The 14,986-nt window shown below is 33.5% G+C and carries 8 protein-coding genes; all 8 read right to left on the bottom strand.

What is annotated here, in order from left to right; genetic code table 11:
- Positions 1 to 58: 58 nt before the first annotated feature.
- Genes ATO12_RS19195 through ATO12_RS19160 form a run of 8 tightly spaced genes read right to left on the bottom strand, consistent with a single transcriptional unit; the run spans position 59 to position 14,985 of the window.
- The gene (locus ATO12_RS19195) at positions 59 to 2,488 is read right to left on the bottom strand and encodes an ABC transporter permease (RefSeq protein ID WP_034245103.1); all 2,430 of its coding nucleotides are present in this window, start codon (positions 2,486 to 2,488) and stop codon (positions 59 to 61) included.
- 23 nt (positions 2,489 to 2,511) lie between these two features.
- Positions 2,512 to 4,890, bottom strand: coding sequence for an ABC transporter permease (locus tag ATO12_RS19190; RefSeq protein ID WP_034245101.1), 2,379 nt, complete (start codon positions 4,888 to 4,890; stop codon positions 2,512 to 2,514).
- A 48-nt stretch (positions 4,891 to 4,938) separates the two neighbouring features.
- Entirely contained in the window at positions 4,939 to 7,374 is a 2,436-nt protein-coding gene (locus ATO12_RS19185; protein ID WP_034245098.1) for an ABC transporter permease, read from the bottom strand.
- A 23-nt stretch (positions 7,375 to 7,397) separates the two neighbouring features.
- Positions 7,398 to 9,758 carry an ABC transporter permease gene (locus ATO12_RS19180; RefSeq protein ID WP_034245095.1) on the bottom strand — a complete coding sequence of 787 codons (2,361 nt, stop codon included), beginning with the start codon at positions 9,756 to 9,758 and terminating at the stop codon, positions 7,398 to 7,400.
- Between the two features lie 24 nt (positions 9,759 to 9,782).
- Positions 9,783 to 12,185, bottom strand: coding sequence for an ABC transporter permease (locus ATO12_RS19175; RefSeq protein ID WP_034245265.1), 2,403 nt, complete (start codon positions 12,183 to 12,185; stop codon positions 9,783 to 9,785).
- A 40-nt stretch (positions 12,186 to 12,225) separates the two neighbouring features.
- On the bottom strand, positions 12,226 to 12,975 hold the full coding sequence (locus tag ATO12_RS19170) for a head GIN domain-containing protein (RefSeq protein WP_034245093.1): 750 nt from the start codon (positions 12,973 to 12,975) through the stop codon (positions 12,226 to 12,228).
- A 32-nt stretch (positions 12,976 to 13,007) separates the two neighbouring features.
- Complete coding sequence (locus tag ATO12_RS19165; RefSeq protein ID WP_034245091.1) at positions 13,008 to 13,703, bottom strand: ABC transporter ATP-binding protein; 696 nt, start codon at positions 13,701 to 13,703, stop codon at positions 13,008 to 13,010.
- Between the two features lie 31 nt (positions 13,704 to 13,734).
- Positions 13,735 to 14,985 (bottom strand): efflux RND transporter periplasmic adaptor subunit, encoded by a 1,251-nt coding sequence (locus ATO12_RS19160; protein ID WP_034245088.1) that lies wholly within the window; start codon positions 14,983 to 14,985, stop codon positions 13,735 to 13,737.
- Position 14,986 lies beyond the last annotated feature (1 nt).

The following is a 14,986-nucleotide window of genomic DNA, read 5'->3' as shown; positions in this document are numbered from 1 at the left end:
TATAGTGATATTTAAGCCTAACAGGTTTTAAAAACCTGTGAGGTCTGTGATGTTTTTATTATTCTGTTCGTAAACTTTTTAAAGGCTTAATAAATACTGCTCCGATAGATTGGTAGCTTATGGTTAAAATAGCTACTACTATTGCCAGGGTTCCTGCTATCAAAAATATTCCCCAACCAATGTTAATACGATATGCAAAATCTTCTAGCCATCGACTCATCAGATACCAACCAATAGGAATGGCAATACTTATTGAAATTATAACCAGTTTTAAAAAATCTAATGTCAATAATTTATATATACTCTTAAATGGGGCTCCCAAAACCAGGCGGATGCTAATTTCCTTTTTACGTTGCTCTACCATAAAGGCAGAAAGAGCAAATAAACCAAGGCACGCTACAAGGATGGCAAACAAAGCAAAACTGACAAAGATCTTGCCTATACGTTGTACATCTTCGTGCATTTTAGAAAAATCCTGGTCTAGAAAACTATACCTAAAGGATTGGTTAGGAACATTTTGATCCCAAATCGTCGTAATTGATTTTAATACTTGATTTATATGGCTTGTTTTTAAACGTACAGAAATCATTCCTGGACTATTATTTATTGCCATTGCCAATGGCTCAATATCATTTTTTAAGGTTTCGAAATGAAAATCTTCTACTACGCCAATTATGGTCCAGGATTCTCTCCCATTAGTTATTTTCTTTCCTAAAGGATTCTCAAAACCAAAACTCTTGGCCATGATCTCATTAATGACCATAGCGTCTGTAGAATCTGAAGCTAATTCTCTCGAAAAATCTCGTCCTTTTTTTATGTGTATACCCAAGGTATTAATGTAGTCATGATCTACTTCCCATCTTTGTGCAGGAACAGCTATACCATCATTTTCTTTACCTTTTTCCTTAAAAGTATTTCCGTTTCTTTTGGTTCCTTCGATAGGTAAATAATCACTAACAGAAACTTGTTTTACTTCGGGTAATTTTAATAGTTGATCCTTAAAGTTTTGTGTCTTATTTTCTAAACTTTTTGTGCCTTGAATAACCAGAACTTGTTCTTTATCATAACCTAGTTTCTTGTTCAGAATATAATTCATCTGTTGGTATATGATTAATGTGCCGATGATAAGAACAATAGATGTTGTAAATTGAAAAACAACCAGGCTACTTCTTAGTTTACCACTTTTACTGCCGGTACTTAAACTTCCTTTCAATACATTCACTGGTCTAAAAGCAGAGAGGTAAAAAGCAGGGTACAATCCGGCCAAAATCCCAATGCATAATGCCGAAAACAGTAATACAGGTAAAAACCACCATTGTCCCCATGGTACAATCAAGGCTTTCGAGGCAATCGTATTAAAATATGGCAGTAACGCCCATGCCAATACTACCCCCAAAACAAATGAGATGATACTAAACAGGACTGACTCTGTGATGAACTGAGAAACTAAATTTTTCCTAAAAGCTCCCACAGTTTTTCGCAACCCTACTTCTTTGGCACGATTTGCAGATTTGGCTGTAGATAGGTTGATAAAGTTAACACATGCTAATAGCAAAATAAATACCGCAATGGCACCAAACAACCATACAAAACGGATATCACCATGTTTTAATCCATCACTAATATCTGTTGATTTTAAGTGTATATCGCTCACAGGTTGTAGTTTGAATTGATAGCTTTTTAGAAAATCAATTTTATCAAGCCTGTTAGATTCTCTAGCGGTAGGGATCATGTAATCTTCAACAATAGAGAACATTTTTTGTTCTAATTCTCGTATATTGGTATTATCATTCACCAAAACATAAGTGTGGTAATTCTGCGCACCCCAATTATGTTTTTCATAAGGATAAAAACCTCTCCCCACCATCGTCATCAGAAAGTTATACTTAAAATGAGTATTTTCTGGTGAATCTTTCATTACACCAGTTATTTTATAAGGTTTCTCTGTATTATTATCTAAAATCAGCGTTTTGCCAATAGCATCTCCGTTAGGGAAATATTTATCAGCTTTTGATTGAGAGATTACTATAGTTCCTGGTTGAGATAAAGCACTCTTAGTACTTCCTTGTACAAGTGGTATTTCTAAAATTTCTAATAACTCCTGATCGGCAAAAATAAATCCATTTTCAAAAATGTTTTCTGTTTCTCCTTCTATTCGAAGTTCTTTGTTTCCGGTACCAAAAAGTTCGCTTGTAAGAAATCTTCCTGATTTTTGTATTTCAGGAAAATCCTCTTTTATTGCTTTAGCAAAAGGTGCAGGATAATGAGTCCATTTAATCAGTTCACCCTTATGCATTACTTGTGTATATACCCTGTATATTTGTTTTTCATGAACATAATGCTTGTCATAGCTTAATTCATCTTTGATAAAAAGTGCAATCAATACACACGCCATTATTCCAACAGCAAAACCTCCTATTTTAATGAAAGTAAACATCTTATCTTTTAAGATACTCCTCCAGGCTATTTTTAAATGATTTTTTAGCATAACAGTTGTTTTTAAATGATGATTTATTCTGTTCGTAAGCTTTTTATAGGATTCTGTAATACAGCAGAAACTATTTTGCTGCTCACCGAAAAAAGCACTACAAATAAGGCTAGTAATCCTGCCATAATTAGATAGATGAATTTAACACCTTCATGATATGCAAAAACATGTATTATTTTATTTGCTATGAAGTAAACCGTAACAAGTCCTAATGTTGCAGCAATAGAGAATAATATCATGTACTCTCTAAGTAGTATTAGAAAAATACTTTTTGTATTGGCTCCCAGTACTTTTCGTATTGCTATCATTTTCTGTTGAGTTTTTAACGAAAAGGATACAAGACTATATAATCCAAGTATTGCCAACAGTATAGCTAATACCGAGAAAAAAATAAAAATATTGATTGTGCCTTTTAATGAGTTCAAATAACTACTATCAAGATTGTCATCTAAAAAGCTAAACTCAATAGGGCTTTCCGGAAAATTATTGTTAAAAAGCGTATTGACCAATGTCTGGGCTTCTGCCCTTTTATTTGAAGCTACTTTTATGGTTACATACGAACTCCCATAACCTTGATCCATAAAAAGGATCATTGGTGGAATTTTCTTAAATGCGGTATAATCGTTAAAATCTTTTACTACACCAATCACTTTTAAACGGCCATTATCGATTTTCTTACCCAGGGCATTATCCCAGCCAAACAATTCTAACGCAGTTTGGTTTATAATACATGCGCTTTGGATATCTGTAGCATAATCTTCAGAAAAACCTCTTCCTTCTATTAGCTTCATTTGATAGGTTTTCAAAAAATCGTAATCCACTCTGTGTGACCTAATCACAGCCTTTTCATTAGTTGTATTACCCTCCCAATCCATACTTTGTTGCCCACCACCACCAAATGGACCCGAATCTGATATAGAATAATTAAGAATATTGGGATCTTGTAATAATCGTTCTCCTATTGTTTTAAGTACCTCTCTGTCTTCTTTATTAGCAACGTCTATCAATGACACTAATAAATCTTCTTTTGCAAATCCAATATCTCGTTGCTCTATATATTTAAACTGCTCTATAATAAGTATTGAAGTAAATACCAGTGGTATCACTAATACTAACTGAAAAACAACCAGAGCTTTTCTTAAACCGGCACGGCGTTTAATAGACGAATTGCCTTGAAGAAAAGAAGAAATTTTTAAGGATGTAAGAAAGAAAACAGGATATAAACCAGCCAAAATACCTGCCAGAAGAGAACCAAGCATAGCATAGATAAAAAATGGCCAATCCTGGCTAAAAACAATAGATAAATTCTTTCCGACAATCTTATTAAACAGCGGAAGAAACAATAGCACCAAACCTATAGCGACGATAAAAGAAATAGATACCATAACTAATGACTCGGTAATAAACTGGTACCTTAAATGGCTCTTTGTACTACCCATAACCTTTTTGATTCCTATTTCTAATTCTCTCTTCATAACCTGGGCAGTAGAAGAATTTATATAATTTAACAAGCTGATTAAAGCAGTAAAAATTACAACTGCAAGAAAAAGATAGAGTGTAGTAATCTCACTTCTATTTCCTCCTCCTCCTCTTACCTTAGACGTTTTCATATAAATATCTCTAATAGGTCTAAGACTAAGTAGCTCTTGAATTCCATCTTCAAGCGTAAGGTGACTTGTTAAAAACCCTTTTATTTTTTCTGACACTTTGCCAATTTCTGCATTATTCCTTAGCTGAATATAAGTAGATGCGTTATTTACACCCCACCCCGCATCGAGTGTATTTCTTGTAATGGTTTCATATGAACTAAAAGAAAGTAGATAATCGATCTTTAAATGAGAATTATCGGGATAATCATCAAATACGCCAGTAACTACACAGTCATACTTTTTATCGATACGTATTGTTTTTCCTATAATATTACTTTCTGGAGAAAGTTTTTTGGCTAATGATGCTGAAAGTACTATACTCATAGGGTTTTCTAAAGAGGTGTTCTGATTACCTTTTATAAACTTTATGGTAAATAGTTTTAAAAAATCATTATCTGCGAACAATCCATTCTTTTCATGATACATTGCACCATTAATACCTAGATAATTTGCAGTAGTTCTTATACTGGTAGCAGTAGTAATTTCAGGAATAGAATTTTGCAATTCATCTGATAATATATAAGGTGTACTATCCCAAATATCGCTTTGAATACTACTTACATATGTTCTTTCTACCCTAAAAAGTCTATTATAATCTGTATGAAACGCATCATAACTACTCTCATAGTTTATATAAAAAAGCATAAAAATCACTGCCGATAAACCTATGGTAAGTCCACCAATATTTACCAACGAATAGACTTTGTTTCTTTTTAGGTTTCGCCAAGCGATTTTGATATAGTTTCTAAACATAACTGTTATTTTTTGATATTGATACCATCTTTAGTATTAGATGATGATTTATTCTGTACGCAAGCTTTTTATGGGATTGGCAATTGCTGCTTTAATGCTTTGATAACTCACCGTTAATATTGAAATCCCAACAGCTAGAAAAGCTGCCATGATTAATACCCACCCACTGATCTCTATTCGGTATGAAAAATCTTCTAGCCACTTACTCATAGCAAACCATCCTAACGGTAGAGATACCAGTATTGCTATACCAACAAGTTTAAGAAAATCAATAGTAAGTCTATAGGTAATCTGACTTACACTAGCTCCCATCACTTTTCTAACCCCTATCTCTTTCATTCGTTTTTCTGCATTAAATGCAGCCAGACCAAATAGCCCAAGGCAAGCAATTAGAATAGATAGAATGGTAAATATGATAAAGATTCGACCTAATCGTTGTTCTGCTTGATAGGTCGTATTGAAAGATTCATCCATGAAATAATAATCAAAAGGCTGACCTGGAGATATTCTGTTCCAGATCGTTTCAATTTGTGCTATAGTATTAGAGAAATCTCCTGCATTAAGTTTTACCGCCATTGATCCAGGACTATTATTCAGCGAAAGGCTCAACGCATTAATATCCCTTCTTAAAGATTCATAGTGAAAATCTTTAACAACCCCTACTACGGTTCTAAATATGACTTCACCTTCTTCATAATCTGATGATAATCGCATCCCAAGTGCTTCTTCTGGTGTAACTCCTAAAACAGCTACAGCCGATTCATTAAGAATCATGGCCGTAGAATCTGTACTAAATTGTCGATTAAAGTCTCGTCCTGCAATAATTTCTAAGTTTAGAGTTGATACATAATCAAAATCAACACTCCAATCATTCATATTGATTGCTTTTTCATGATCATCTTTTAGTCCCTCTCTATAAAATGTACTATTGCTTCGAAACGATGGTGTTGGTAAAAAACCGCTTACCGATGTATTTTTTACCTGGGCCAATTGCTGTACTTCTTCTTTAAAAGATGCTATCTGGTTTTCGGTAGCATACACATCATTTATAATTAAAACCTGATCTTTTGTAAATCCTAAATCCTTATTTTGAATAAATTTTAATTGTTGAAAAACAACCAGAGTACTTATAATCAAAAACACAGAAATAGCAAACTGAAAAACAACCAGAGAATTTCTTATTTTTCCTCCTCCTATACCATTTTCGGTTATGCCTTTTAATGCCTGGATAGGTTTAAATTTTGACATAAAGAATGCCGGATAACTCCCAGAAAAAAGGCTTAGTACTATTACTGAAGCTACCAAAATCAACCAGAAAAAAGGGTTGGTAAACGGTATAGAAATTTCTTTTCCTGCAAGTTCATTAAAAAAAGGAACCAAAATTGAAGCCATTGTAATGGCTAATACTAATGACATAAAAGAAATCACACCAGATTCTACCAAAAACTGCCGGATAAGCTCTGATTTATTAGAACCTAATGTTTTACGAACTCCTACTTCTTTTGCTCTCTTAAGAGAATGAGCAGTAGATAGGTTCATGAAATTAACACTTGCCAGAATAATCAAAAATAATGCGATAAAAGAAAGAATATAAACGTTTTGAATATCACCATTTGTACTTAATTCTGGATTCCGATTAGAATGTAGATGAATATCTGTTAGGGCTATAGTACTAAAATTAAGATAATTCCCTGAAGCCAAAAATTGTTCTTCTGTTATCCCCGGTGCATATTTTTGTACTCCGGGAATTACATAGTCTCTTAATGCAGATTCTAAAAAAGTATCGAAATCTTTGATATCTGCTCCCGGTCTCAACTTAATAAAAGTTGGATAATTATGATTTCCCCATTCGGTAGAGGCAGCATCTTCATTTCCGGCCATCGCAATAAAAATAGTATGGTTTCTAATAAAAGAGTTTTCTGGCATATCATCTATAACACCTACCACCGTGTATGTATCTCTATTATCTAATATCATATTTTGCCCTAAAGCTTCGTTTATCCCAAAGTGTTTTTCTGCTGCAGTTTTGGTTAAAATCAAAGTATTAGGTTCTTTTAGAGCTGTCCTGGTATTTCCTACCAACAAATCAAGGCCAAACATCTCGAAAAAAGTGGTATCTACATACGTAGCTCCTACCTCTTTTATATTTAACTCGGTATCACTTTTTCTGATAAACACACTCCCCCAATTCCTAAATCGTGTGGCCAGTTCTATCTGTGGGTAATCTCTTTTCATGGCTTCGGCCATAGGAGCTGATACTTCTGCGTATTCTTCAGCATTTCCTCCAAATTTTACATCAACATTTATCCTATAGATACGATCAGCATCTGCAAACATTTTATCAAAACTCAATTCATCGTAGATATACAACGAAATCAGTAGTCCTCCTACCATACCAATAGCAAGCCCAAATGTATTTAGGAAAGTAAAAAAAGGTTGTTTTTTTAGACTTCTCCAGGCTATTTTTAAATGATTTTTTAGCATAACTGTCGTTTTTTGATGATGATTTATTCTGTTCGCAAACTTTTTATTGGATTGGTTGTTGCGGCTTTAATAGCCTGATAGCTCACCGTTACAAGTGCTATTGCAAGAGCTAAAATCCCGGCTAAAACAAATGTCTGCCACGAGATGTTTACTCTGTAGTCAAAATCCTCTAACCAATTATTCATAAAATACCAAGAAATAGGTACCGCCAAAACGATAGAAACTAAAACTAGTTTTATGAAATCTAATGAAAGAAGTGTAGTGATACTTCTCACTGATGCTCCTAAAACTTTACGAATTCCGATCTCTTTAATTCTGTTTTCTGCCATATAACTGGCAAGACCAAATAAGCCTAAACAAGAAATAAAAATAGTGAGCAATGTAAACATACTTACTAGCTGACCTGTTCTTTTCTCACTATCAAATTTTCTAGCATATTCCTGATCGATAAATTGATATTCGAAGGGATACTCGGGGTTGTATTTCTTAAAAACGGCTTCTACATTGGCAAGATTTTCTGAGGTACTACCAGTTTTATTAAGTTTTATATGGATTACATTAAAACCTGCTTTAGCCCCTTCAATAACCATTGGCTGAATTCTTTGGAAAGGAGAATCTAATACAAAATCTTTTGCTACCCCTACAATATGCCATTCTATTCCATTATCCTTAACAATCTGACCAATAGGTTCATCAAAATTCATAAGTGCGACTGCGGATTCATTAATAATCGCTGCGGTAGAATCTGTTGGATATTTATATAAATCAAAATCACGTCCTGCAACAATTTCAATACCAAGCGTTTCTTTGATATTTTCATCTGCAGCAAACCTTTGAACAATGCGCTTATTTTCTTTATCTTTTCCTTTCCATTCAAAATTCCAGCTATTACTCCAGCCCTCTGTCACCGGTGAACTGGTTCTTGTGATAGAAGTAACAGCATCGGATGCAAGAAGCTCTTCTTTTATAAGAGAATAATTTTTTTCTGAATCACCTTGTATTACTGAGTAAATCAGGTTGTTTTTTGCATAGCCCATTTGTCTGTCTTGAACTTTTTTCAGCTGTTGTGAAACAATAATACTAGAGGTAATTAGTATAATGGCAGCAGAAAACTGAAGGATTACCAAAACTTTTCTTGGTGTAACGCCTGTATTTGACTTCATAAAAGTCCCTTTTAATACTGAAGAAGGCTTAAACCCAGAAAGAAACAATGCAGGATAGCTACCTGCCAAAAGACCCGTAAAACATATTACACCTAAAGTCGATCCCCAGAACCCAAGATTAGTCAAATCTAATGATAATGGCTTTTCTACCAATGTGCTAAAGGTTGGTAATGCAACCAAAACCAATATGAGAGCAAATACTGCTGCGATGAATGATATTAGAATAGATTCTCCCAAAAACTGACTTACAAGTGTCAATCTTCTTGCTCCAACAACTTTACGCACTCCTACTTCTTTTGCTCGTTTTTCACTGCGTGCTGTACTCAGGTTCATAAAATTGATACAGGCTATTATCAAAATAATAGCAGCTATGATACCAAACATTCGAATTATATCGATTCTACCTCCTATCTCTTCCCCATTTTCGAAATTTGAATACAACCACGAACGTGTAAATGGATATAAATAAGTGACCATTTCCGGAGAATCTTTATCATATTTTTTTCTCAAATTTTTTATCTTCTCTGAGAATAAGGTGTAATCCACCTCTTTTTTAAGCATTACATAAGTAGCTATAGAATTATTGCCCCAATATTTATCATCTGAGCCGCGTTGTTTTAAATAAGCCCAAGGCATTAAAAAATCAAATTCAAAAGCTGTATTTGAAGGTAAATCCTTTAAAATACCTGTAACCATAAAACTATCAGCATTATCTACCTTAACTGTTTTACCCACTGCTGGCTCATTACCAAATACTTTTTTGGCAAAAGATTCGGTAATAATGACAGAATTAACATCATCTAAAACGGTTTCTAAATTACCTTCTAATAGTGGAAAACTAAATATCTTTAGAAAATCAGGATCAACTATTTTACCTCTACCGTTTATTCTTTTATCACCTTTTGCAAATAAAAAATCAGAATCCCAATTTACTCTTGCAATATGTTCTACCTCTGGATAATCCTTTTGTATGGCAGATGCCATAATTTTGGGTGTAGAATTCCAAGTCCATATTTCACCATCTACAGGATATTGATTATACACCTGATAAGTACGGTCTTTATTATCATGAAATTGATCAATACCAATTTCAAAATTAATCCAGATTACAATGAGTGCGGTAACGGCCAAACCAATGGATAGTCCAACAATATTCAATACTGAAAAACTCTTATTTCTGAGTAAATTTCGCCAAGCGATTTTTAGATAGTTTTTTAACATGATTCTCGTTTTAGCTATACATTATTATTCTGTTCTTAAGCTTTTTATTGGGTTTGTCCTAGCTGCTTTAATGGCATGAAAACTAACTGTTAGTAATGCTATTGTTAAAGCCAGCAATCCTGCTATGGCAAAAACCCACCAATTTACTTCGACTCTATAAGCATATACATTAAGCCATTTATTCATTGCATACCAGGAAAAAGGTGTAGCAATAAGAATTGCAATACCTACTAATTTGATAAAATCTTTAGATAAAAGCGTTACTATACTTGTAACCTCGGCACCTAATACTTTTCGAACGCCTATTTCTTTAGTTCTTTGCATAGCACTGTAAATAGCTAAGCCTAATAAACCTAAACAAGCAATTAGAATAGCTAAAAATGAAAATATGGTGAATAGTTTCTTAAACTTAAAATCAGCTTCATATTGTGTATTAAAAGAGTCATCTAAAAAACTATATAAAAATGGACGATGAGGAACTAAAGCAGACCATTTTTCTTCAATATCTTTAATAGTTGCCTGAAGATTTTGAGATTTTATTTGTAATGAAAAATACCTACTACTACCAGGTTCTAATCGTAATGCTAAAGGGGCTATTTTTTGATGTAAGGATAAATAATTAAAATTCTTTACTACACCTATGATTGTACCTTCTTTGCCCCATTGTTCAAAACGTTTTCCTATAATCTCTAATGGATTTGCATATCCAAAACTTTTAGCCGCTGCTTCATTAATAATCATCGAAGAAATAGTATCGGTTGCAAAGTCTCTAGAATAAGCTCTACCGGCAACTACTTCGATATCATAATGAGGTATAAAATCAACATCAATTTCATATAAAAAAGGACTAAACGATTTCATCGGACCCTCTTTTGTTTCTATATCAGTTCCTGCTGCTGGGAAATGTCCTCCAGGGACTGTTCTTGAAGCTGAAACCGAGCTAATATCCGGATGATTTAAAAATTCATTTTTAATGGTTTCTATATTGCCCAATACTTGACCATCCCAATTAAAATCAATAACCAACTGTTGCTCTCTATCAAAACCCAGATTCTTATTTAGCATATAATCTAATTGAGAATATACTATTACGGTACTTGCTATTAAAGCAATAGAAAGACTAAATTGAAATACTACAAGCCCTTTTCTTAGGTTAACTCCCTGTTTTGAAGTTCTAAAAACCCCTTTAAGTACACTTGATGGTTTAAAATTAGACAGTATGAAAGCGGGGTAACTTCCTGCTAATATTCCTGTAACCAGCGCAGTTCCGAAATACAATGAAAGTGTAACACTATTAAAAATTTCTCTAACCAAAAATTGCTTTCCTGCTATAGTGTTCATCCATGGTAGACATATAATGACCAACACCAAACCTATTATTGCAGATAAAAAAACCATAAGTAATGACTCTCCTAAAAACTGATAAATCAAGCTTTTTTTATCTGCTCCTATTACTTTTCTTACTCCAACTTCTTTTGCTCTTTCTAACGAACGTGCTGTAGCAAGGTTCATAAAATTAATACAGGCAATTATAAGTATGAAAAATCCAATAATCACAAAAATGTAAATATTAGATAAATTACCTGTTATCCCTGGTTGCCGAACTGCGTCGGAATTTAAATATGTGTCTTTTAATGGTTCGAATGAAATATTATAGTAATATTCGGCTTCTTCTGAAGGTCTGTTTTTTTTCAAAAAACCAGGTATCTTAGCCTGAAATGCTGCTTGGTCAAAATTATCAGCTACTAAAAAATAGGTGTAAAAATCTACATATCCCCAGGCATCAAAAATATCTGGTCTTGTTTGATGAAATGAACTCATTGACATGAGTATATCAAAAGAAAAATGTGAATTAGAAGGTACATCTTTCATTATACCAGTAACCGTATAGGCGCCATCACTGGCTCTACCACCAAAACCTTTAATGCTTTTACCCATTGGATCCTCGTTGCCAAAGTATTTTTTTGCTACACTTTCGGTTAACACTATAGAATATGGTGCCTTCAAAGCTGTCTTTGGGTTTCCTGAAACTAAAGGCCAACTAAATACATCAAATACAGTTGGATCTACATAAAAACAATTGGCTTCTTGAAAAGAACGTTCGTTATAATTTAATAAAACATCTGACCTTCCTGAAAATTGAACTTTTTCAACAACTTCTGAAAAATCATTTTTTAAAGCTGCCCCTACTGGTGCATTTCCCCAGATCCATCTATCTTCTATATTATCTTTACCACTATGGTGAACAACTCTATATATCTTATCTGCATTTTCATGATAACTATCATAAGAAAGTTCGTTCCTTATAAACAACGTTATAAGCAAAAAGCAAGTCATTCCTATAGCGAGACCTCCTATATTTATAACAGAATATCCCTTGTTTTTTAATAGGTTTCTCCAAGCAATTTTTAAATAATTCTTTAACATAACTGTCATTTTTGATGTCAGGTTTTGATTGATCTGATGTTTAATTTATTTTATGAATCGTTGCTTCGCCTAAAATTATTCCTTTATGTATCGAAGGATTTCCATTATAAGCCACAGTTGCCTCTCCGTATGCTGTAACTTTTAAATGATCTGAGACTCTTACTCTAAAATTACTTTCGCCATATGCTGTGATCTTAGTATTTTCATTAATCATCCCTAAAGTGTTTACTTTTCCTTCTCCATACACTGTATATTTTTGATCGTTTACACTCCCCTCTTTAATTTCCAGGTAACTTTCTCCATAAATAGAAACACGTAATGAGTTTACTTTTAAGGAATTCATCGTCATTTTAGATTCTCCGTAGATTTTTAATCTAAAGTCATCTCTTTTTATTGGACTTTTACATTCAATTATTTCTTCTCCTCGTATTGAAAGTTCTCTGAGCTGGGTATATGTTATAACAGCCGTTACCATGGTTCCCTTATAGATAGGTTTCTTTCTCTCCCACCCATTTTCGTTTGTTTTTACTGTTTTGGTTGTTGTTTTAGCTCCATCCAAATACATACGAAGTGTATTTCCTGCTACCTCGATATTAATTTTTTCTTGTGGTAAACGTGCATTTTCGATCATAACACTTTCTTTTTCACCTTCAATAAAAGTTACCTGGATATGCGGACTTATAATTGCTTTATCAAAATGTTGTACAGCTATTGTTTCTGATTGGGCCTGGCATAGGTTGATACAAAAAAGTAATATTGCGATTGCTATGTGGTACAAATATTTTATCATGACTTTGATTTTAATGGTTTATTTAATGAGTATTACTCATTGACCTTAAAAGGTTTGTTTTGGCTTTCGGTTACAATTTGTCCATCAAACAGGTTAATAACTCTATGTGCATAATGCGAGTCTCTATCTGAGTGCGTTACCATAACAATGGTAGTTCCTTCCTTATTAAGTTCGGTAAGTAAGTTCATTACCTCAATACCATTTTTAGAATCAAGATTTCCTGTAGGCTCATCGGCAAGAATAAGCTTGGCATTGGTTACAACAGCTCTGGCTATAGCTACACGTTGTTGTTGCCCTCCTGATAATTGCTGTGGGAAATGCTTTTCGCGATGTGCAATCTTCATTCTTTCGAGCACTTCTTTTACTTTTTGTTCTCGTTCGCTTTTTTTCATGTTAAGATAAATCAGAGGAAGCTCTACGTTTTCAAAAACTGTAAGTTCATCAATCAAATTAAAGCTCTGAAATACAAATCCAAGGTTTCCTTTTCTAATTTTGGTACGTTGATTTTCTTTTAATCCACCTACTTCCTGGCCATTAAAGTGATAATATCCTTCATTAGGATTATCCAACATACCAATAATGTTGAGTAAAGTAGATTTTCCACAACCTGATGGCCCCATTATAGCTACAAATTCTCCTGCTTCAACTTTTAGATTTACATTATTTAATGCCAGAGTTTCGACTTCTTCGGTTCTAAAACTCTTTTTTATGTTCTCTATTTGTATCATTTTTTGATTGATTTTATTTTCTAAATGCTATTTATTTTAAAATTATTTTTTCGGCATCTCCAAAACTATCATAGTTCGAAGTAATTACTTTTTCTCCTGCTTCTAGCCCCTCGAGTAATTCATAATATCTCGAATTTTGTTTCCCTATACGTATAGCTCTTTTCCATGCTACTTCGCCCGAAGCATCTACAACAAAAATCCATTGCCCTCCTGTACTCTGGAAAAAACTTCCTCGAGGTAGTAGAAGTGCATCATTTGATGCTCCTAATTGTAGTTTTATATTATAGCTCTGTCCAGTTCGTATGGTTTCGGGTTTTTGATCTGCAAAAACCAGGTCTACTTTAAACTTCCCGTTACGTACCTCGGGATATACTTTACGAAGACGAAGTTGATATTCTTTACCATTACGATCTAACACAGCTGTTAAATCTCTTTTTACTCTGTCTATATAGTGTTCGTCTATTGTTGCTTCTATTTTATAATCTGTTAATACATTTATCTGCCCAATACGTTGTCCCTGTCTTATATTTTGACCAATTTCTGCATCCAAAAATCCTAATTGACCATCGGCAGGAGCTCTTACATTTAGATGATCCAGGCGTTCGTATACCATAGAAAGTGTTTTTTGCATACGCTCAAGATCGGTATCTAATCCCGATAAAGAAGTAGCTCGAAGAGATTTATCCTGTTCTGTTTGTAACTTAATTATCTCATATCTTTTTTTGGATAGTTCATAGTTTTCTTTTGAAATTAGATATTCTTCACGAGAAATCAATTCATCTTCAAACAATGCTTTACTTTGTTCATAATTTCGCTTTAATTTTTGTAATTCATATTTTGAGCTTACCAGATCTTTTTGACCTTCTACCTGCCTAGAATCAAAAGTTAACTTTGTAGAACGAAGATCATTTTGTTTCAATGCTAAATTACTTTCACTAGCCAAAATCTGTTCGTAAAGAGCGCTGTTTTCTAATTTTAATATAATATCTCCTTTTTTTACCATCGCTCCTTCTTCGATAAGTTTTTCGGTTACTCTACCTCCTTCATAAGCATCCATATAAATTGTACTTATTGGAGCTACTGCGCCATTAATGGTAATATAATCATCAAATTTCCCAAAAGAAACTTCTGTTATCGACAATTTTTCTTTTTCTGTTCTAAATGTAGCTGCCGAGTTTCCGAATACCATTTTCCAACCTACAAAAAACAATACTATACCTATAGCAATGTATCCATAATGTTTAGGTCTTAATCCTTTTTTCTTTTCAATTTTTATATCCATT

It is taken from the genome of Aquimarina atlantica (assembly GCF_000626715.1).
Classification (GTDB): Bacteria; Bacteroidota; Bacteroidia; order Flavobacteriales; family Flavobacteriaceae; genus Aquimarina; species Aquimarina atlantica.
The sequence above is the reverse complement of the archived record's forward strand: the minus strand, read 5'-3'. Positions and strand labels throughout refer to the sequence as shown.

Coding starts and splice junctions, on each gene's coding strand:
- ATO12_RS19195 (WP_034245103.1), bottom strand. CDS start 2,488: ATGCTAAAAAATCATTTAAAAATAGCCTGGAGGAGTATCTTAAAAGAT.
- ATO12_RS19190 (WP_034245101.1), bottom strand. CDS start 4,890: ATGTTTAGAAACTATATCAAAATCGCTTGGCGAAACCTAAAAAGAAAC.
- ATO12_RS19185 (WP_034245098.1), bottom strand. CDS start 7,374: ATGCTAAAAAATCATTTAAAAATAGCCTGGAGAAGTCTAAAAAAACAA.
- ATO12_RS19180 (WP_034245095.1), bottom strand. CDS start 9,758: ATGTTAAAAAACTATCTAAAAATCGCTTGGCGAAATTTACTCAGAAAT.
- ATO12_RS19175 (WP_034245265.1), bottom strand. CDS start 12,185: ATGTTAAAGAATTATTTAAAAATTGCTTGGAGAAACCTATTAAAAAAC.
- ATO12_RS19170 (WP_034245093.1), bottom strand. CDS start 12,975: ATGATAAAATATTTGTACCACATAGCAATCGCAATATTACTTTTTTGT.
- ATO12_RS19165 (WP_034245091.1), bottom strand. CDS start 13,703: ATGATACAAATAGAGAACATAAAAAAGAGTTTTAGAACCGAAGAAGTC.
- ATO12_RS19160 (WP_034245088.1), bottom strand. CDS start 14,985: ATGGATATAAAAATTGAAAAGAAAAAAGGATTAAGACCTAAACATTAT.